The following is an 18,833-nucleotide window of genomic DNA, read 5'->3' as shown; positions in this document are numbered from 1 at the left end:
GGCGAGTGGGCGTCCCGCTATGAGGGAGGGCGCTCCAGCCGTGCAGCCGGTGGCTGCTGGCGGACACTATACAAACGGCAGGCCCTCGCTGGCAGGCAGGGGCGGATAGTAGACGCAGGTTCGGCAACATTGGCATATTTACGCGCCGCGCCGACCCGGCAGTAACCCGTTCGCAGGAGAAAGCCGACCGGTCGGTCCTTACCCTCGGTCACCTGCGCCTTCGGCCCTGGCTGCACCCCTTACCCACCGGTAGGGTGTGGCCACCCCGGCGGTTCCCGTCCTCCCCGGAGGCTCCGGGCGACCCCCCAGGTCCCCGAGTACCACCTGGGAGGTCCCTGGGAGATCCCTGGGAGTCCGCGAGCGACATCCGAGAGAGACGAGAGCGAGCATGACCGAGCAGAGCACCGCCCCCCGAGTCGCCGTCGTCACCGGCGCCGCACGCGGCCTGGGCGCCGCCACCGCCGTCCGGCTGGCCGCCGACGGCTACGCCGTGGCCGTCCTCGACCTGGAGGAGGCCGCCGGCCGGGAGACCGTCGACCGGATCACCGCCGCGGGCGGCCGTGCCGTCGCCGTCGGTGCCGACGTCTCGGACGCCGCCCAGGTCCAGGCCGCGGTCGACCGGATCACCGCCGAACTCGGCGCCCCGGTCGTGCTGGTCAACAACGCGGGCGTGCTCCGCGACAACCTGATCTTCAAGATGACCGAGTCCGACTGGGACACGGTCATGAACGTCCACCTGCGCGGCGCCTTCCTGATGACCCGCGCGGTCCAGAAGCACATGGTGGACGCCGGGTTCGGCCGGATCGTCAACCTGTCCTCCTCCTCCGCCCAGGGCAACCGCGGCCAGGCCAACTACTCGGCCGCCAAGGCCGGTCTGCAGGGCTTCACCAAGACCCTCGCGATCGAGCTCGGCAAGTTCGGCATCACCGCCAACGCGGTCGCCCCCGGATTCATCGCCACCGACATGACCGCGGCCACCGCCGCCCGGGTCGGCATGGACTTCGAGGACTTCAAGCGCGCCGCCGCCTCGCAGATCCCGGTCCAGCGGGTCGGCGTTCCCGAGGACGTCGCGCACACCATCTCGTTCTTCGCCAGCGAGGCCGCCGGATTCGTCTCCGGCCAGGTCGTCTACGTGGCGGGCGGCCCCCTCGACTGAGCACGGGACCTACCCAGGGTTACCACGGAGTGGGAACCGGCGCGGCCGGTCTCCCGCTCCGTCCGTTTTCCCGGCAGCCGGGAAATCCCGCTCGACGGCCAGACGGGCATTCGATCCCGAAACGCCGGTGAATCAGCCCGAAACAGCCTTATTGCCATCACTCCGCAGCATTGCCCGGGAATTCCGAATTCCGCCGGGAATCACCCCGAGCCGGTGGGTATGGTCACCGGCGTGCAAGCGCCGAGTGAACTCCCGGAGACCCCGACCACCACCCGCCGCGAGCGCCCGCGCCCCACCCGCGAGCCCGCTTCCCGCCCGCCCGGCCGGCCGCCGCTCGACCGTCGGCAGGCCCTCCTGCTGGGCCTCACCTGCCTCGGCTACCTGCTGGTCGTCGCCGGGGTGCTGCTGGACACCGCCCTGGTGGACCTCGACTGGGCGGTCCGGCTGACCCGGCCCTACGAGCGCTGGCCCGGCCCGGAGCCGCTGCTGGACAACTGGGTGGTGGCCGGCCAGCGCGGCCCGTCCGCCGTCGCCGCCTTCGTCTGGCTCGGCTGGCGCGCCCGCCGGCTCGGCCGGCTCCGCCCGCTGCTGGTCACCGGCGCCGCGCTGCTGCTGCTCAACCTCACGGTCGGCACGGTCAAGATCGTCACCGGCCGGCTGGGCCCGCACTACGCCCACTACGTCGGCTCGCCCGAACTCTTCTCCGGCGGCACCATATTCCCCTCCGGCCACACCGCCAACGCCGTGGTCACCTGGGGCGTGCTCGCCTACCTCGCGGCCCGGTGGCGCCGCACCGGCGCGGTGCTCGCCGGCGCCACCGCCTGCTCGGTCGGCCTCACCACCGTCTACCTGGGCACCCACTGGGTGACCGACGTGCTGGCCGGCTGGGCGGCCGGCCTGCTCGTGCTGCTCTCGCTCCCCCTGCTGGAGCCGCTGGTGCTCGCCGTCGAGCGCCGCCTCAGCCGGACCCGGCCGGGCCGGACCGGGCGGACCGCCCCGCCCCGGGGCCCCGCTACCCCTCCCAGCTGCGTACCACCACCCCGTCGCGCACCGCGAGGTTGAGCCGCCCCTCCCGGTGGTCCATGGTCATCGCCGCCCCCTGCGCCAGCACCCGCACCGAGGCCCACCCGTGCCGGCGGGCCAACTCCTCGGCCCGCTCGACCCGCAGCCCCGCGTAGCCCTCCGCGTCCTCGTCCGTCATCGCCCCTCCCAGGCTCGCACTCCGGACGTACGCTGGAATCGTAGACCGCCCGTGCACGGGCCCGTGGGGAAGCCCGTCCACCCGAGACCCCCGGGAGGTGACCGCGGATGCCCGCCACCACGCCGCGCCGGTGGCGCAGCGGCACCGAGCCCGCCACCGCCCGCAGTGACCTCAAGCTGCGCTACCTGCTCTCGCTGACCTTCACCCCGCTGTTCGCCCTGGCCACCGTGGCATTCGCGGTCTGGGCGGCGAACGCCCCGGAGTTCGGCGCGCCGAGCCGGTCCACCCTCACCGGGTTCGCCGTGGCGTGCGGAGTCCTCACCCTGTTCGCCGTGGTCGATCTCGTGGTCGTCGTCCGGCGCCGCCGGACCGAGCTCTGACGCGGTATCTCCCACGGAGTGGGAAGCCGGCCGCCCGGCCTCCCGCTCCGTGCCGCGTCCCCGCGCCGGACCGGCCGGAACGCCGCACCGGGCGCCCGCGCCGGACCGCCGCTCAGCGGTTGGAGACCGCCTGCTTCACCAGCGTCCGCCCGAAGTCCCACATCAGGCCGCTCCCCCGGTGCGCGTCGTCCATCACCTCGGTGAAGGCGTCCATGAACCGGTCGACGTCCCGTGCGGTGATGATCAGCGGCGGGATCAGTTTGATCACTTCCAGGTGGTCCCCGGACACCTGGGTGAGGATCCGGTGCCGCTGGAGCAGCGGGACGACGACCATCTGGGCGAACAGCCCCTTGCGCGCCGCCTGCAGCGCCGTCCAGCCGGTCCGCAGCTTCAGCGACTTCGGCCGGCCGAACTCGATGCCGATCATCAGACCGCGGCCGCGCACCTCGGCGAGCAGCTCGTACGTGTCGACCAGCGCCGTCAGCCGCTCCCGGAAGTACTCGCCCACCTTGGCGGCGTTCTCCACCACCCGCTCGTCCCGGACGACCTCCAGGGTCGCCAGCCCGGCCGCCATCGCCTGCGCGTTGGACCCGAAGCTGGCCGAGTGGACCAGCACCCGGTCCATCGAGGAGTACACCTTCTCGAAGATCCAGCTCTTGCCGAGCGTCGCGCCGACCGGCACGTAGCCGCCGGAGAGCGCCTTCGCCGCGCAGACCAGGTCGGGCAGCACCCCGTCCTCGTACTGGTAGGCGAAGAAGTCACCGGTCCGCCCGATGCCGGTCTGCACCTCGTCGCAGATCAGCAGCGCCTTGTGCTCGTGCAGCAGGTCCTGGGCCGCGCGCAGCCAGCCGGGCGGGGCCGCCTGGACCCCCTTGCCCTGGATCGGCTCGACGATCAGCGCCGCGACGTCGCCCCGCTTCAGTTCCTTGGCCAGCGCCCCCAGGTCCCCCAGCGGGACGGCGGTGTCCGGCAGCAGCGGGTCGAACCCCTTGCGGAACCCGCTCTCGCCGTTGACCGAGAGTGAGCCCGTGGTGAGCCCGTGGAAGGCGTGGTCCGCGAAGAGCACCCGTTTCCGGCCGGTGGCGTACCGGGCGAACTTGAGCGCCGTCTCCACCGCCTCGGTGCCGCTGTTGCCGAAGAAGACCCGGTCCAGCCCGGGCGTGTGGGACAGCAGCCGCTCGGCCAGCAGGCCGGGCAGCGGCGAGCAGTCGAAGCGGACCAGGTCGGGCAGGTCGAGGTCCATCACCTGCTGGATCGCCGAGCGGACCACCGGGTGGTGGCGGCCGAGCGCGAAGATGCCGAAGCCGGCCAGCATGTCGAGGTACTCGTTGCCCTCGGCGTCGTAGAAGTACTGTCCTCTGGCGCGCTCGTAGTACTTGTCGAAACCGATGGTGTGCAGCATCCGCGACAGCTGCGGATTGAGGTAGCGGCTCTGCAGCTCGTACCGCTCTCCGCCGCGCTCGGCGAGCAGGGCGGCGAGGTCGAAGCGCGCTTCGGCGCGGTCGTCGGGGTCAGCCGGCATGGTGCTGGTTCGCTCCTCGGTTCGGTAGTCCTCTGTCCCGCAGCAGGTTCTTGGCGAAGGCGGCGGTCTGGGCGGCGACCCCGGTGCCGGTCAGGCCGGTCTCCTCCAGGATCTCGCCGCGGGCGGCGTGGCCGAGGAACTCCTGCGGCAGGCCGAGCACGCGGACCGGGACGTCCACCTCGGCGTCGCGCAGCGCCTGGGCGACGGCGGTGCCGACCCCGCCGGCGCGGCCGTTGTCCTCGACCGTGACGACCAGCCGGTGCTCCGCGGCGAGGGCCGGCAGCGCCGGGTCGACCGGCTTGACCCAGCGCGGGTCGACCACGGTCGCGGTGAACCCCTCGGCGAGCAGCAGCCGGGCCGCGTCCAGCGCGGCGGCGGCGGTGGTGCCGACGGCGACCAGCAGGATCTCCGGCCGCTCCGAGGTCCGCAGCAGGACGTCGACGCCGCCGATCCGCTCGACCGCCGGGACGGCCGGGCCGATGGTCGCCTTCGGGAAGCGGACCACGGTCGGGGCGTCGGTGACCTCGACCGCCTCGCGCAGCTGGGCGCGGAGCTCGTCGGCGTCGCGCGGCGCGGCGAGCCGCAGGCCGGGGACGACCTGCAGGATCGACATGTCCCACATGCCGTTGTGCGAGGCGCCGTCGGGCCCGGTGACCCCGGACCGGTCCAGCACGAAGGTGACGCCGAGCCTGTGCAGCGCGACGTCCATCAGCACCTGGTCGAAGGCGCGGTTCAGGAAGGTCGCGTACACCGCCACGACCGGGTGGAGCCCGCCGGTGGCCAGGCCGGCGGCACTGGTGACGGCGTGCTGCTCGGCGATGCCGACGTCGAAGGTCCGTTCCGGGAAGGCCTTGGCGAACTTGGCCAGCCCGACCGGCTGGAGCATCGCGGCGGTGATCGCCACGACGTCCGGTCGCTCCGCGCCGACGGCCAGCATCTCCTCGCCGAAGACGGACGTCCAGGAGGTCCCGCCACTGGGCGAGATCGGCAGGCAGGTGTACGGGTCGATCGGGTTGACCGCGTGGAAGCGGTCCGCCTCGTCCTGCTCGGCGGGCCGGTAGCCGCGGCCCTTGACCGTCAGGCAGTGCACGATCACCGGGCCGCCGAAGCCGCGCGCCTTGGTGAGGGCGGACTCCAGGGCGGCGAGGTCGTGGCCGTCGATCGGGCCGATGTACTTCAGCCCGAGGTCCTCGAACATGCCCTGCGGGGCGAAGGCGTCCTTGAACCCCTTCTTGGCACCGTGCAGCGCGTCGAAGATCGGCTGGCCCACCACGGGGGTGCGCTGCAGCGCGTCCTTGCCCCAGGAGAGGAACCGCTCGTAGCCCTGCGTGGTGCGCAGCGTGGCGAGGTGGTTGGCGAGGCCGCCGATGGTGCGGGCGTAGGAGCGCTCGTTGTCGTTGACGACGATGACCAGGGGCCGGTCCTTGGCGTCGGCGATGTTGTTGAGCGCCTCCCAGGCGAGGCCGCCGGTGAGGGCTCCGTCGCCGATCACCGCGACGGTGCTCCGGTCGTGCTCGCCCAGCAGCTGGGCGGCCTTGGCGAGGCCGTCGGCGTAGGACAGGGCGGTGGAGGCGTGCGAGTTCTCGACCAGGTCGTGTTCGGATTCGGCGCGCGACGGGTAACCGGAGAGCCCGCCCTTGGAACGGAGTTTCGAGAAGTCCTGGCGACCGGTGAGCAGTTTGTGCACGTAGCTCTGGTGGCCGGTGTCCCAGACGATCCGGTCGTACGGGGAGTCGAAGGCCCGGTGGAGCGCGATGGTCAGTTCGACCACTCCGAGGTTCGGGCCGAGGTGGCCGCCGGTCCTGGTGACGGCGTCGATCAGGAAGTCGCGGATCTCGTCGGCGAGCAGGGGCAGCTCGGCGGCCGGGAGTCTTCGCAGGTCCGCCGGTGACGTGACGCTGGAGAGCAGTGACATGGGTTCACCTCACGACTCGGAGCGGTGCGGTGGTACCCCCGCCTGGCGGGGTGGCCCGGCCCGGGCGCGGCGGCCCGGGCCGGACGGGGCGGACCGGCGGTTGCGCCGGCCGCCGACGGTGTGGCGCTCAGCGGCTCCGGCCGGAGCCGACGGTCTCGGTCAATGCCCGCAGCGACTCCTTGAGCGAGCCCATGGTGGCGAGGACGGCGGTCGGCTCGTAGCCGCAGTGCGCCATGCAGTTGGAGCAGCGGGCGTCCTTGCCCCGGCCGTACTTGTCCCAGTCGGTCTTCTCGATCAGCTCGCGGTAGGTCGGCACGTACCCGTCGGCCATCAGGTAGCAGGGCCGCTGCCAGCCGAACAGCGAGTAGTTGGGGATGCCCCAGGCGGTGCACTCGAAGTCGACCTTGCCCTCCAGGAAGTCCAGGAAGAGCGGGCTGTGGTTGAGCCGCCAGCGCCGCCGGTTGCCGCCGGCGAAGGTCTTGCGGAACAGCTCGCGGGTCTGTTCGACGCCGAGGAAGTGCTCCTGGTCGGGCGCCTTCTCGTAGGCGAACGCCGGAGAGATCATCATCTCGTCGACCTTGAGGTCGTCGTTGAGGTAGTCGAGCACGTCGATGATGGTCTGCGGGGTGTCGGTGTTGAAGAAGGTGCTGTTGGTGGTGACCCGGAAGCCCCGCCGCTTGGCCTCCTTGATCGCCTCCACCGCCTCGTCGAAGGTGCCCTCCTTGGCCACCGAGGCGTCGTGCCGCTCCCGGAGGCCGTCGATGTGCACGGTGAAGGTGAAGTACGGCGAGGGCGTGAACTTGTCGAGCTTCTTGCGCATCAGCAGCGCGTTGGTGCAGAGGAAGACGTACTTGCGTCGTTCGACCAGTTGCCGGACGATCTCGTCGATCTGCGGGTGCATCAGCGGCTCGCCGCCGGCGATCGAGACCATCGGGGCCCCCGACTCCAGCACCGCGCCGACCGCCTGGGCGACCGGCATCCGCTGCTTCAGCACACCTGCCGGGTGCTGGATCTTGCCGCAGCCCTCGCAGGCCAGGTTGCAGGCGAAGAGCGGTTCGAGTTCGACGATCAGCGGGAACTTGTCGCGCCGCTTGAGCTTCTGCTGCATGAGGTAGGTGCCGACCCGCACGGTCTGGCGCAACGGCATGGCCATGGCTAGCTCGCCTCCTGGGGGAGCGTCGAGGGTGTGGGGTGGTTGAGGGTGCCGGGCGACGTTCGGCCCGGGTCCGGCCGGTTCTCCCGGTGCCAGTCGACCAGCGCGGGGACCGTGGCCCGCAGCGCTCGCCAGGCCCGGACACCGGCCGGCAGCGTGCCCGGGCGCAGCAGCTCGCGCTCCGGGGTGTCGACCACGACCCGCAGCACGGCGGCGGGCAGGGCGGGGCGCAGCTCGCGGAGGGCGGCCAGTACGGCGGCGGCCTCCATGTCGACGGCCAGCGCGCCCTGCAGGTGCAGGGCGCGCCGTTCGAGGCCGCGCACCACGTGGTCGGCGGTGTGGTGCACACCGGTGTGGACGGTCAGACCGCGCGCCTTGAGGGCCCGGCTGAGGTCCGGGCCGGAGTCGACGGCGAAGTGGTTCCCCTCCGCGTCGCGCACGCCGTCGGCGACGATCACCTCTCCGGGCGTCACCCCGGGTGCGACGGCGGCGCCGAAGCCGACCACCACGACGGCCCCGTAGCCGCCGGGGGCCGCGGTGAGCAGCCGGCGGACGGCGAACGAGGCCCGCCGCCGGCCGACGCCGGTGCGGACCAGGACCGGCGGGCCGCCGGCCGAGCCGCGCCAGTCCCCGCCGCGCAGGGCCCACACCTCGGGGCCGAGCGCGCAGAGGACCAGCAGCGGAGCAGGCTTCACCGGGACGCCCCGATCGTCGGGGCACCGGGGGCGAACCGGCCGGTGGCGGGGGTGCCGTGCAGGTACCGGCCCAGCGCGGTGACCGGGAAGACCAGCCGGTACAGGTGGTAGTTGATGGAGAAGTCCCACGGGAAGCCGGTGCCGGTGAACTGCGGTTCGTCCCAGGTCCCCTCGGGCAGCTGGGTGCGGACCAGCCAGTCGACGCCGCGCTCGACGGCCGGGTTGGCCCGGCCGTCCGGTCCCTCGCCGGCCGAGAGCAGCGCCATCAGCGCCCAGGCGGTCTGCGAGGCGGTGGATTCGCCGCGCCCGGCCCAGCGCGCCGGGTCCTCGTAGGAGCGCATGTCCTCGCCCCAGCCCCCGTCGGTGTTCTGCCGGTCCTCCAGCCAGCGGACGGCGCGGCGGATCGCCGGGTGCTCGGCCGGGACGCCGGCGGCGACCAGCGCGGGCAGCACCGAGCCGGTGCCGTAGATGTAGTTGGTGCCCCAACGGCCGAACCAGGAGCCGTCGGCCTCCTGGTTCCTCAGCAGCCACTCGACGCCGCGCCGGGTGCGCGGGTCCCGGGCCTTGCCGACCTCGGCGAGCATCTCCACCACGTGCGCGGTGACGTCCGCGGACGGCGGGTCGACCACCTCGCCGAAGTCGCAGAACGGCAGCTTGTTCGGCAGGGTGCTGGTGTTGTCGACGTCGAACGCGCCCCAGGCGCCGTTCTTGGACTGCATGCCGAGGTTCCACCGGACGCCCCGGTCGACCGAGCCGCCGACCTTGGCCGGGTCCGGGTGGGCGACCCGGCAGAGCGCGAGCACCACCTCGGCGGTGTCGTCGATGTCCGGGTAGGTGTCGTTCTCGAACTCGAAGGCCCAGCCGCCGGGGGCCAGCGAGGGCCGCTGGACCGACCAGTCGCCGCGCTTGGTGATCTCCTCGCCGATCATCCAGTCGACGGCGGAGACCAGCGCGGGGTGGTCGGGCGGCAGACCGGCGTCGGCCAGCGCGATGGTGGCCAGGCAGGTGTCCCAGACCGGCGACTGGCAGGCCTCCAGCCAGCGCCGGCCGTCCTCGGTGTGCACCGTGAACCGGTCGAAGGAGGAGAGGCCGGCCCGCATCACCGGGTGGTCGAGCTCGTAGCCCTCCAGGTGCAGGGCGATCAGCGAGTAGACGGCCGGCGGCTGGATGCCGCCCCAGCAGCCGTCGGCCTCCTGGCGCTCGACGATCCAGCGGCAGGCCTGGGCGACGGCGAGCTTGCGCAGCGGGCGCAGGGCCCGGCGGTGGTAGGCGTGCAGCACCTTGTCCAGGCGTTCGAAGACGCCGTCCCAGGTGGTGGCCGGGGCGAGCGGCCGGACCGGGTACGGGTCTTCCGGGTCGGTGTGCAGCTCGGTGAGCGGGAAGGGGGCCGGGCGTACCGGCCGGTGCGCGGAGACCACGGTCAGCGGGACGATGGTCTGTCGCGCCCAGCAGCCGAAGGCGTAGATGTTCAGCGGGAGCCACTTCGGCAGGAAGATGATCTCCGGCGGCATCTCGGGCAGCCGCTCCCAGGGCCACCAGCCGAACAGCGCCAGCCAGATCCGGGTGAAGACCCGGGCTCCGGCGATGCCGCCCGCGGAGCGGATCCAACGGGCGGCGGCCAGCATGTGCGGCGCGTTGGGGTCGTCGCCGGCCAGTTTGAGGGCGACGTAGGCCTCGACGGTGGTGGAGATCTCGGCCGGTCCGCCGTGGAAGGTGGACCAGGTGCCGTCCTCCCGCTGCTGGGAGCGGATCCACTCGGCGGTGGCCTTGGTCTGCTCCTCCGTCCGGATGCCGAGGAACTGCCGGAGCAGTAAGTCCTCGGCGTCCATGGTGACGTTGGTCTCCAGGTCGCCTTTCCACCACCCCTCGGAGCTCTGCAGGGAGAGCAGGTGGGTGGTGGCGCGGGCCAGGGCCTCCTCGGCGGAGGCGGGCCGTTCCTGTTGTCGGTCGGTCCGGCCGGCCTGGCGGGCCGGCGCGGACCCTTCGGGCTGCCACCGCCCGGCGCTCAGCAGCGCCGGCGGGAGGTCGCCCACCGCGACCGGCTCGGAATCGTACTCAGGGTCGAGCCGGCCGTCCGCGGTTGCTGTCAACGTAACGTCACCTCTCTCGTACCACCACGAATTCGGCGAGTGCGACGAAGTGCTCGCGCACCCCGTCGGGCATGGGCACCTCGTCCAGGGCGGCGAGGGCAGTTGTGTGCTGGCGGCGGGCCTCCTCCCGCGTCCAGTCCCGTCCGCCGGCCTGCTCGATCAGCGCGGCGCGGGCAGCCAGCTCGGTCTCGCTCTCCTCGCCGCGCCTCTTGGGGTCGGCGAGCTGTCCGGCCAGTTCGCGCGAGGCGGCACCGCCCTCGGCGAGCGCGGCGGCGACCGGCAGGGACTTCTTGCGCTGGCGCAGGTCGCCCCAGTGCGGCTTGCCGGTCACCTCGGTGGCTCCCCAGATGCCGAGCAGGTCGTCGACCGCCTGGAAGGCCAGGCCGAGGTGGTGCCCGTAGCGCTGGAGGGCGTCCGAGACCCGGTCGTCGGCGCCGGCCAGGACGGCGCCGATCGCCGAGGCGGCGGCGAGCAGGGCGGCGGTCTTGCCGCCCTCCATCTCCAGGCACTCGGCGACGGTGACGCTGTCCCGCTGCTCGAAGGCGACGTCCATCGCCTGCCCGTCGATCAGTCGGCGGGTCGCGGTGGTGAGCAGCCGGACGGCACGCGCGGCGTCGGTGGGGCTCGCGCCGCCCGCGGTCGCGGCGTCGAGCAGCACCTCCGTACCGAGCGTCGCCAGGGCGTCACCGACCAGGATCGCCTGGGCCGGTCCGAAGACCGTCCAAGCGGTGGCCCGGTGGCGTCTGGTCTCGTCACCGTCCATCAGATCATCATGGAGCAGAGAGAAGTTGTGCACCAGTTCAACAGCGACACCGCCCGGCACACCGGCCTCCGCCGGGGCCCCGGTGGCCCGGGCGGAGAGCAGCGCCAGGGCCGGGCGGACGGCCTTGCCGCCGTCCCCCGTCACCGGCGTGCCGTCCCGGTCGATCCAGCCGAAGTGGTAGGCCGCGACGGTGTCCATCGGTGCCGCCAGACGGGCCACGGCGGCCCGCAGCGGCGGGGTACAGAGCGCGCGGCTGCGGGCGAGCAGCTCCGGCACCGAGACCGGTTCGGCGTGCGCCGTGCCTCCGACGGCAGTGCCGGTGCGTGACTCCACGTGCGTTCCCTCTCCCTGGTGGTGCCGGGCCGCGTGGGACGGCCGGGCGCTGGCGATGACTGTGCGGCCGGTCGGGCCGGTGGGACCGGAGGCGTGACCGCCCGGTCTCGCGGGGTCCCCGGGCTCGCCGCCGAGCGGGCCCCGGGTCACCTGGGCCACCTCCCGTCGCCGCGGTCCACCGGGAGTCGGCGGCCGTCAGCGGCGAGTGCCGCGTCGGCGGCGGCGTGGCCGCTGCGCACGGCGCCCTCCATGGTCGCGGGCCAGCCGGTGGCCGTCCACGCGCCGGCCAGCAGCAGGCCGGGGACGCCGGTGCGCGGTCCGGGGCGCAGCGCCGCCGTCCCGGGGGCCGGGTCGAAGGTGGCGGTGCGCTCGCGGGTGACGAAGAAGTCCAGCACCTCGGCGCCGCCGGCGGCGGGGAGCAGCCGGGCCAGCTCCGGGAGGTACCGGTCGCGCAGCTCGGCGACCGGCAGGTCGATCTCGTCCTGCACGGCGGACTGCGAGAGCGCCAGGTACTGCGCGCCGGGGTGGGCCCGGCCGAGCGCGGTGCCGGCCAGGCCGGAGTGCTCGGTGCGGTCGAAGACCCACTGGACCGGCGAGCCGAGCGCGGCGAAGAACGGCTTGCGCAGCACCCGGCGGTCGTAGACCACGTGCACGTTGAGGATCGGCGCGGTGCCGAACGCCGCCAGCCGGGACTGTCCGGCGATCGCGTCGGCCGGCAGCAGGGCGGCGGCCGTGTCCTGGGCGCCGGCCAGCACCACGGTGTCGGCGGCGAGCGGCTCGGCGTCGCCCTCCAGCCGCACGGCGTGCTGCGGCGCGGCCGGCTTGAGCTCCGCCACGCGGGCGCGCAGCAGGACCCTCACCCCGGCCCGCTCCAGTTCGGCGAGCGCCCGGTCGTGGTGGATCGTGCCGAGCGGGACGGTGGCCATGCCGATGTCGGAGGCGCCCGGGTCGGACAGCAGCCCGGTCTTGAACACCATCGCGGCCAGGGCCAGCGACACCTGGTCGGCCCGGGCGTTCAGGGTGGCGACGCCGACGAGGTCCCAGAGGGCGGCCAGGGTCCGCTCGTTCTGCCCCTGGCGGCGCAGCCAGTCGCCGAAGGAGACGGCGTCCAGCGCCGGGTCGGCGAGGTCCAGCCGCTGGAGCGCGAGCGCGCCGCGGACCACCCGCGCCCGGTCGGCCGGGCCCAGGTGCGGGTACCTGGCCAGGCTGCCGGCCAGGTGCAGCGGGACGGGCAGGGCCGACCGGCCGAGCCGGCCGAGGGTGCGGACCGGCGCGCCGGCGGGCCCGGACACGCCCAGGACGGGGACGTCGAGCCGGTCCTGGAGGTGGACCAGCCCGCCGCCGCCGAGCCGGTCCAGCAGGCCCCGGTAGGCGGTGCAGCAGCGCAGGTAGACGTGCTGGCCGTTGTCGACGGTCAGCTCGCCGCGCTGGAAGGAGAAGGCCAGGCCGCCGAGCCGGGGGCGGCCCTCGGCCAGCGTGACCCGGTGCCCGGCCTCGGCCAGCCGCAGCGCGGCGGTGATGCCGGCCAGGCCGCCGCCGACCACGACGGCGGCCGGGCGCGCGGCATCGGCTCGCCCGGTCATCGGCCCTCCCCCTCGTGTCCGACGCGCGGCCCGTTCGTGGCCGGCACGCCCGTGATCGGTGCGGTCGTGGTCAGTTCGGTCGAACCGAACACAGCGGTCAACACGGCTCTACCCATAAGTGATTCCCCGCTGACACAGCGTGACAGAACTGTGGCAAGAATCAAGAACGCCCCCCGGCGAGCCCGGAAAGCGCGACGTACGCCTTCTCCCAGCCCGGCAGCGAGACCCGGCCGCGCAGGACCGACTCCGGGTCGGCGGCGATCCGGCCGAGCAGCCGGTGGTAGATGCCCGCCATCGCGGCCGTGCACGCCCGGCTGCGGCGGTCGAGCATCGGCAGCAGCCGCAGGCCCTCCTCGAAGGCGGCCTGGGCCCGGGCGGCCTCGAACGCGATCAGACCGGTGAAGTCGGCCCCGACCGGCGGCCTGGACAGCGCGAAGCCCTCCTGGCAGCCGAACCGGACCAGGTCCTCGCCGGGCAGGTAGGTCCGGCCGTTCAGGGCGTCCTCGCGCAGGTCGCGGAGGATGTTGGTGAGCTGGAGCGCCAGGCCGAGGGTGTCCGCGTAGCGGGCCCCCCGCTCGGGGTCGTCGCAGCCGTACACGCCGAGCGAGAGCCGGCCGATCGCGCCGGCCACGCACCGGCAGTAGACCTTGAGCTCCTCGTACGTCTGGTACTCGGCGCCCTTGAGGTCCATCTCGACCCCGTCGATCAGCTCGTCGAAGCCGCCGAGCGGGATCGGGAAGCGCCGGGCGGTGTCCGCCAGGGCCACCTTGATCGGGTCGGTGTCGTCCTCCGCCACCGAGCCGGCCCGGACCTCGTCCAGCAGCTCGCGGGTGCGCAGCAGGGCCTCGGCCTTGCGGTCGGCCGGGAGGTCGCCGTCGCCGATGTCGTCCACCCGGCGCGCCAGCGCGTAGAGGGCCGACATGGCCAGCCGTTTCGGCTCCGGCAGCAGCCGGATCCCGTAGCTGAAGTTGCGGGCCTGCAGCCCGGTCACTGCCTCGCAGTACCGGTACGCCGCCATGACCGGCGCCGACGCCAGTGGTGATGCCGCCACTCGGGCGTTCACCTTCCCTTCGCGAAGATGGCCGCCGCCCTCGCTGCGAGGCGGCGCTTGTCAGGCTTCGCCTGCTGGGCGAGCACGTCGTACCCGGCGGCCTCGACGGCCGCCAGGGCCGCGTAGCCGCCGGCGGTGAATCCCGCCAGGAGCAGTCGAAGCCTCCCCCGAACCGTACCTACCAAGGGCGCGCCCCGGTCGAGCAGGGTCCGGGCCCGCTCCGCCTCGAAGGCGATCAGCTCGCGGACGGGGCCGCCTGCGCTCGGCGCGGCGAGGTCGGCCTCGGTCACGCCGAACCGGGCGAGGTCCTCGGCCGGCAGGTAGATCCGGCCGCGGGCGAGGTCCTCGGCGACGTCCTGGAGGTGCTCGACGATCTGCAGGGCGGTGCAGACGGCGTCGGAGAGCGCGATCCGTTCGGGGGTGGCGACCCCGGCGATGGCCAGCACCATGCGGCCGACCGGGTCGGCGGAGAGCGTGCAGTAGCCGGCCAGGTCCTCGTAGCGGGCGTACCGGGCGGTGGTCTGGTCCACCCGGTTGGCCTCGATCAGGCGGCGGAACGGCTCCGGGGTCAGCCCGTGCCGGTCCAGCAGCGGGACGAGGGAGCGCATCAGCGGGTGCCGGGGGGCCTCGGCGGTCCGGGGGTGCAGGGCGCTCTCGAACGCCCGGTCGAGGTCGTGCTCCAGTCCGTCCAGCAGTGCCAGCCGGAACGCGGTCTCGGCTGGCGTCGGCTGCGCCGAACGGGTCACGGCGGGGGGCGGTCCGGCCACCCCGAGCAGCGCGGCGGTGCCGGCCGGGTCGGCGAGGTCGCCGTCCCCGGCGTCGTCCACCAGCCGGGCGAAGCCGTAGACGGCCATCAGGTCGTCGCGCCAGGCGGCGGGCAGGAAGAACGGGGCGACCGGGAAGTTCTCCGCGCTCGCCTTGTCCAGGGTCGCCCCCACGGGGCTCTCCGCCGGTCCGTCACCGGGGCGGGGTTCACTACTGGGCTGGGCCGAAGCCGACACTGCTGTCACTCCCCCGTTCTACACCGATCCACTGGTCGGCCCGAGTCGGACACGCGTCCGACCACGGGAGTCACGTCCGGCACACCACCCCCGCGCCTACAGCCTGACACCATCGGCCGCGCCGGAGAAGGGCGCCTCGCCCGGCGCAGGGGGCGCTCACCCGGGCGGCGGCGGGCCACCCGGGGCACGGGCGGCGGAACGGGGGCGCACGAACGACGGGAGGGCCGGCCCCGGATCACCTCCGGCGGCCGGCCCTCCCTCGGGGTCCGGTGCGGTGCTACGGGCGCTCGCCGCGCTCGTAGCAGCCGACGACCAGCTCGGTCGGCCCGTCCATGATCAGCTCGCCGGCCTCGATCCAGATGGTCCGCTCGCAGGTCTCGCGGATCGAGGCGTTGTCGTGGCTGACCAGGAAGACCGTACCGGCGGCCTCCCGCAGCTCCTTGATCCGCTTCTTGCTGCGCGCCTGGAAGGCCTGGTCGCCGGTGGCGAGCGCCTCGTCGATCAGCAGCACGTCGTGGGTCTTGGCCGCGGCGATCGCGAACCGGAGCCGGGCGCCCATGCCGGAGGAGTAGGTGCGCATCGGCAGCGAGATGAAGTCGCCCTTCTCGTTGATGCCCGAGAAGTCGACGATCTCCTGGTAGCGGCTCTTCACCTCGGCGGGCGACATGCCCATCGCCAGGCAGCCGAGCACGACGTTGCGCTCGCCGGTGAGCTCGTTCATCAGCGCCGCGTTCACGCCGAGCAGCGAGGGCTGGCCGTTGGTGTAGATGCCGCCCCGCTCGGTCGGCAGCAGGCCCGCGATGGCCGCCAGCATGGTGGACTTGCCGGAGCCGTTGGAGCCGATCAGGCCGATCGCCTCACCCTTGTACGCGGTGAAGCTGACGCCGCGCACGGCGTGCACCTCGCGCACGCCGGCGGAGCGCTTGCGGCTGATGATCCGGCTCAGCGCGGACGTCGCGCTGCCCTTGCCGGAGCCGGCGCCGTGCACCCGGTAGACGATGTGGACGTCGTCGACGACGACGGTGGGCTCGCGGGCCACGTCGGCGTCGAAGATCGGACGGGTCTTGGGCAGGTCGCTCTTGCCCAGCGCGCCCTTCCCGGGCGCGCTCTTGCGCAGGTCGGTGTCAGCCACGGCCGTACTCCTCCTCGGCCTTCCAGAAGAAGACGTATCCGATGACCAGCATGCCCACGCCCCAGGCGATGCCGTACTTCCACTGGTGCGGCGGGAACTCCAGGTACACCGCTTCGTGCTTGTTGTAGATGACCGGCGCCAGCGCGTGGCGGACCAGGTCGATGTAGACGGAGGCCGGGTTGACCTCCATCACCTTCTGCCAGAACGGCGGCCACTCCTGGATCTTGTTCTGGATGCTGTACATGACGCCGGACAGGAAGAGCCAGGCGCGCATCGCGAACGGGATCAGCTGCGAGATGTCACTGGTCTTGGCGCCGATCCGGGCGAAGATCAGGGCGACACCGGTGTTGAACATCGACTGCAGCAGCAGCGCCGGGATCACCAGGACCCAGGTGCGGCCGGGCGAGACCCCGCTCGCCAGCACGACGACGAACAGCACGACCATCGAGATCGCCAGCTGCTGGAGCTGGATCAGGGTGAACGAGATCGGCATCGAGGCGCGCGGGAAGTGCAGCGCCCGGATCAGGCCGAGGTTGTCCGCGATCGCCCGGGTGCCGGACTGCACCGCGTTCTGGGTGAACTGGAAGATGAAGACGCCGATGCACAGCCACGGCACGTAGTACGGGTTGTCGTCCTTGTTGGCGAGGATCTCGCCGAAGACCAGGTAGAACACCGCACAGTTGAGCAGCGGTGTCACGACCTGCCAGATCTGGCCGAGCTTGGCGTCGGTGTACTGGGCCACCAGGCGCGCGGTGGCGAAGGCCCAGATGAAGTGGCGCCGGGCCCACAGCTGCTTCGAGTACGCGAACAGGCCGGGCCGTCTGCCGCTGACCGTCAGGCCGTACTTGTCCGCAAGCTGCTTGGGGGTCAGGCCCGTGTCCGCCCCCCTAGGGGCTGAGAGGCTGACGGGTTCACTCACTGTCGACACATTCGTCCTTCGCGCGGGATCGGGTCGGGGCGAGCCGGTCGGCGGGGGGTCCGCCGGCCTTCCGCCGATGGGGATCCACTCGGATCTCGGGGGGAGTCCGGCCGGTGTGTGGTCACCGGCCGCGGCGATCGGCGGCCGTACGACTGTACGACCATCCGATCCGCCGACCGTACGGTCATCGGACGGATCAGATGACCGGTGGTCGGCCCAGCCTGGTCAGTCGCCAAACGGTACGCCATCGCATGGGCCGCCGCTTACCGCAGGGTTCGCGCCAGCCCGCCCGGAACCCGCCCAGCCAGGCCTTCAGCGCCTCCGGGGAGGGGCGGCGGGCCACGGTCAGCAGGAACCAGGTTCCCAGATAGAGAGGCACCAACAGGGCCGGAAGGTTCCGCCTCGCGAGCCAAACCCTGTTCCGGGCCACGTTGTGGAAGTAGGAGGCGTGCCGGGCGGGCGAGGTGGTGGGGTGGTGCAGCACCACGTCCGCCCGGTAGTCGATGGCCCAGCCCGCGTCCACCGCGCGCCACGCGAGGTCGGTCTCCTCGTGCGCGTAGAAGAACTCGGCGGGCAGCTGACCGGCCTCGTCGAAGACGGCGCAGCGCACCGCGCTGGCACCGCCCAGGAAGGTGGTCACCCGGGACGAGCGCAGCGGGTCGCTGGCGCGCAGCCGGGGCACGTGCCGGCGCTGGGTGACGCCGGTGTCCGGGTCGGCGATCCGGAAGCTCACGATGCCGAGCTCCGGGTCGGCGGTGAAGGCCTCGCGCAGCAGGCGGGCCGAGTCGGTGCCGGGCAGCCGGCCGTCGTCGTCCAGGAACAGCACCGCGTCGACGTCCCGGCCGTTGCGGCCGAACAGCTCGATGCCGACGTTGCGGCCGCCCGGGATGCCGAGGTTCTCCGGCAGCTCGACGGCGCGCACGCCCTCGGGGAGCGGGGGCAGCGGGGCGCCGTTGGCGACCACGGCCAGCTCGACGGCCGGGCCCTGCTGGGCGCGGACCGACTCGATCAGGGCGGTCAGCTCGGCCGGGCGGTTGCCCATGGTGATGATGACCGCGCCGAGCCGGAAGGCGTCCGCGGCGCCCGCACCGGGGGCGCCCGAAGGGCCGGAGGTACCCGGCTCCGCGTTCACGGCGCTCACCGGAGCCTGCTCGACAGGACGATGCTCAGCAGGTGCAGCACGGTCTGCAGCATGGCGATCGCGGCCAGCACGACCACCGCGAGCCGGGTGAAGAAGAGGCCGCCCTGGACGGCGTCCGCGACACCCGCGGCGAGGATGAGCAGCGAGGCCTCGACCGCGCCCACCAGGCGGTGGAACTTGAGGAAGGAGGCGGCCTTGCGGGCCTTGGCGACACCGGACGAACGCGGCACCGAGGCGCTGTCCTCGACCGCCGTCATGCCGCTGCGCGCGCGGGCCACGTCGACCAGGTCGGTCTCCGACTTGATCAGGATCGCGCCGAGGGCCGCCAGCGTGCCGAGGAACGCCCACTCCCAGTGCGAGGACGCGCCCTCCCGGTGCAGCAGGTCGGTGCCGCGCAGCCCGAGGCCGGTCAGCAGGGCCGCCTCGGACATGTAGTGGCCGACCCGGTCCAGGTAGACGCCGGTGAGCGAGGTCTGCCGGCGCCAGCGGGCCACCTCGCCGTCCACGCAGTCCAGCAGCAGGTAGACCTGGATGAGCACGGCGGCCAGCACCGCCCCGGCGAGACCCGGGAGGATCAGCGCCGCGCCGGCCAGGACGCCGGTGAGCATCATCAGGTAGGTCAGGCCGTTGGGCGTGATCGCCGTCACGGTGGAGAGCACGCGGGTGATCCGCAGCGAGATCCTCCGCATGTAGAGCCGGCCGGCCCAGTGCTCGGCGCTGCGGCGCTGGAGCATGCCCTCCGGGTGGATCACCGCACGCAGCTCCTCGATCGAGGGGCGGCGGGTCAGGTCCACCGGC

Annotated in this window: 17 protein-coding genes; 3 read left to right on the top strand and 14 right to left on the bottom strand. The window is 73.1% G+C overall.

Features of this window, described 5'->3' with window-relative positions:
* The first annotated feature begins 388 nt into the window (after positions 1-388).
* Both fabG and AC067J_RS11930 read left to right on the top strand, forming a co-directional pair.
* Positions 389-1,156: a 3-oxoacyl-ACP reductase FabG gene (fabG, locus tag AC067J_RS11935; protein ID WP_478298082.1), complete on the top strand. Its 768-nt coding sequence runs from the start codon at positions 389-391 to the stop codon at positions 1,154-1,156.
* Between the two features lie 231 nt (positions 1,157-1,387).
* Positions 1,388-2,218 carry a phosphatase PAP2 family protein gene (locus AC067J_RS11930; protein WP_478298080.1) on the top strand — a complete coding sequence of 277 codons (831 nt, stop codon included), beginning with the start codon at positions 1,388-1,390 and terminating at the stop codon, positions 2,216-2,218.
* On the opposite strand, the gene AC067J_RS11925 is transcribed toward AC067J_RS11930, so the two are convergent.
* The gene (locus AC067J_RS11925) at positions 2,169-2,357 is read right to left on the bottom strand and encodes an I78 family peptidase inhibitor (protein ID WP_478298078.1); all 189 of its coding nucleotides are present in this window, start codon (positions 2,355-2,357) and stop codon (positions 2,169-2,171) included. The two genes, AC067J_RS11930 and AC067J_RS11925, sit on opposite strands and share 50 nt — an antisense overlap.
* A gap of 107 nt (positions 2,358-2,464) precedes the next feature.
* Between AC067J_RS11925 and AC067J_RS11920 the strand changes: the two genes are divergently transcribed.
* Positions 2,465-2,737 (top strand): DUF6343 family protein, encoded by a 273-nt coding sequence (locus tag AC067J_RS11920; RefSeq protein ID WP_478298076.1) that lies wholly within the window; start codon positions 2,465-2,467, stop codon positions 2,735-2,737.
* Positions 2,738-2,849: 112 nt separating this feature from the next.
* Here the strand turns inward: AC067J_RS11920 and AC067J_RS11915 are convergent, their stop codons facing one another.
* The 13 genes from AC067J_RS11915 to AC067J_RS11855 all read right to left on the bottom strand — a co-directional run bounded on the left by AC067J_RS11915 (position 2,850) and on the right by AC067J_RS11855 (position 18,769).
* The gene (locus tag AC067J_RS11915) at positions 2,850-4,259 is read right to left on the bottom strand and encodes an aspartate aminotransferase family protein (RefSeq protein WP_478298074.1); all 1,410 of its coding nucleotides are present in this window, start codon (positions 4,257-4,259) and stop codon (positions 2,850-2,852) included.
* Positions 4,249-6,174: a 1-deoxy-D-xylulose-5-phosphate synthase gene (dxs, locus tag AC067J_RS11910; protein WP_478298073.1), complete on the bottom strand. Its 1,926-nt coding sequence runs from the start codon at positions 6,172-6,174 to the stop codon at positions 4,249-4,251. Before dxs ends, AC067J_RS11915 begins: the two co-directional genes overlap by 11 nt.
* Before the next feature lie 127 nt (positions 6,175-6,301).
* Positions 6,302-7,327 (bottom strand): adenosyl-hopene transferase HpnH, encoded by a 1,026-nt coding sequence (hpnH, locus tag AC067J_RS11905; RefSeq protein WP_478298072.1) that lies wholly within the window; start codon positions 7,325-7,327, stop codon positions 6,302-6,304.
* Positions 7,328-7,329: 2 nt separating this feature from the next.
* Positions 7,330-8,022 (bottom strand): phosphorylase family protein, encoded by a 693-nt coding sequence (locus tag AC067J_RS11900; protein ID WP_478298070.1) that lies wholly within the window; start codon positions 8,020-8,022, stop codon positions 7,330-7,332.
* Entirely contained in the window at positions 8,019-10,112 is a 2,094-nt protein-coding gene (gene shc / locus AC067J_RS11895; RefSeq protein WP_478298068.1) for a squalene--hopene cyclase, read from the bottom strand. The genes AC067J_RS11900 and shc overlap by 4 nt, the downstream gene beginning before the upstream one ends.
* A 7-nt stretch (positions 10,113-10,119) precedes the next feature.
* A complete protein-coding gene (locus tag AC067J_RS11890; protein ID WP_478298067.1) occupies positions 10,120-11,208 on the bottom strand; it encodes a polyprenyl synthetase family protein in 1,089 nt (362 codons plus the stop codon).
* Between the two features lie 146 nt (positions 11,209-11,354).
* The gene (gene hpnE, locus AC067J_RS11885; protein ID WP_478298065.1) at positions 11,355-12,791 is read right to left on the bottom strand and encodes a hydroxysqualene dehydroxylase HpnE; all 1,437 of its coding nucleotides are present in this window, start codon (positions 12,789-12,791) and stop codon (positions 11,355-11,357) included.
* A 160-nt stretch (positions 12,792-12,951) separates the two neighbouring features.
* The gene (hpnD, locus tag AC067J_RS11880) at positions 12,952-13,809 is read right to left on the bottom strand and encodes a presqualene diphosphate synthase HpnD (protein ID WP_478298197.1); all 858 of its coding nucleotides are present in this window, start codon (positions 13,807-13,809) and stop codon (positions 12,952-12,954) included.
* Between the two features lie 41 nt (positions 13,810-13,850).
* Positions 13,851-14,780, bottom strand: a complete 930-nt coding sequence (hpnC, locus tag AC067J_RS11875) for a squalene synthase HpnC (RefSeq protein WP_478298063.1) — start codon at positions 14,778-14,780, stop codon at positions 13,851-13,853.
* Between the two features lie 340 nt (positions 14,781-15,120).
* Positions 15,121-15,897, bottom strand: coding sequence for an ABC transporter ATP-binding protein (locus tag AC067J_RS11870; RefSeq protein WP_478298195.1), 777 nt, complete (start codon positions 15,895-15,897; stop codon positions 15,121-15,123).
* A 70-nt stretch (positions 15,898-15,967) separates the two neighbouring features.
* Positions 15,968-16,894 carry an ABC transporter permease gene (locus tag AC067J_RS11865; RefSeq protein ID WP_478298061.1) on the bottom strand — a complete coding sequence of 309 codons (927 nt, stop codon included), beginning with the start codon at positions 16,892-16,894 and terminating at the stop codon, positions 15,968-15,970.
* 196 nt (positions 16,895-17,090) lie between these two features.
* Positions 17,091-17,936 carry a glycosyltransferase family 2 protein gene (locus tag AC067J_RS11860; RefSeq protein ID WP_478298193.1) on the bottom strand — a complete coding sequence of 282 codons (846 nt, stop codon included), beginning with the start codon at positions 17,934-17,936 and terminating at the stop codon, positions 17,091-17,093.
* A gap of 95 nt (positions 17,937-18,031) precedes the next feature.
* Positions 18,032-18,769, bottom strand: a complete 738-nt coding sequence (locus tag AC067J_RS11855) for a CDP-alcohol phosphatidyltransferase family protein (protein WP_478298191.1) — start codon at positions 18,767-18,769, stop codon at positions 18,032-18,034.
* Positions 18,770-18,833 lie beyond the last annotated feature (64 nt).

This window comes from Kitasatospora sp. NPDC042419, from assembly GCF_056437345.1.
The sequence above is the reverse complement of the archived record's forward strand: the minus strand, read 5'-3'. Positions and strand labels throughout refer to the sequence as shown.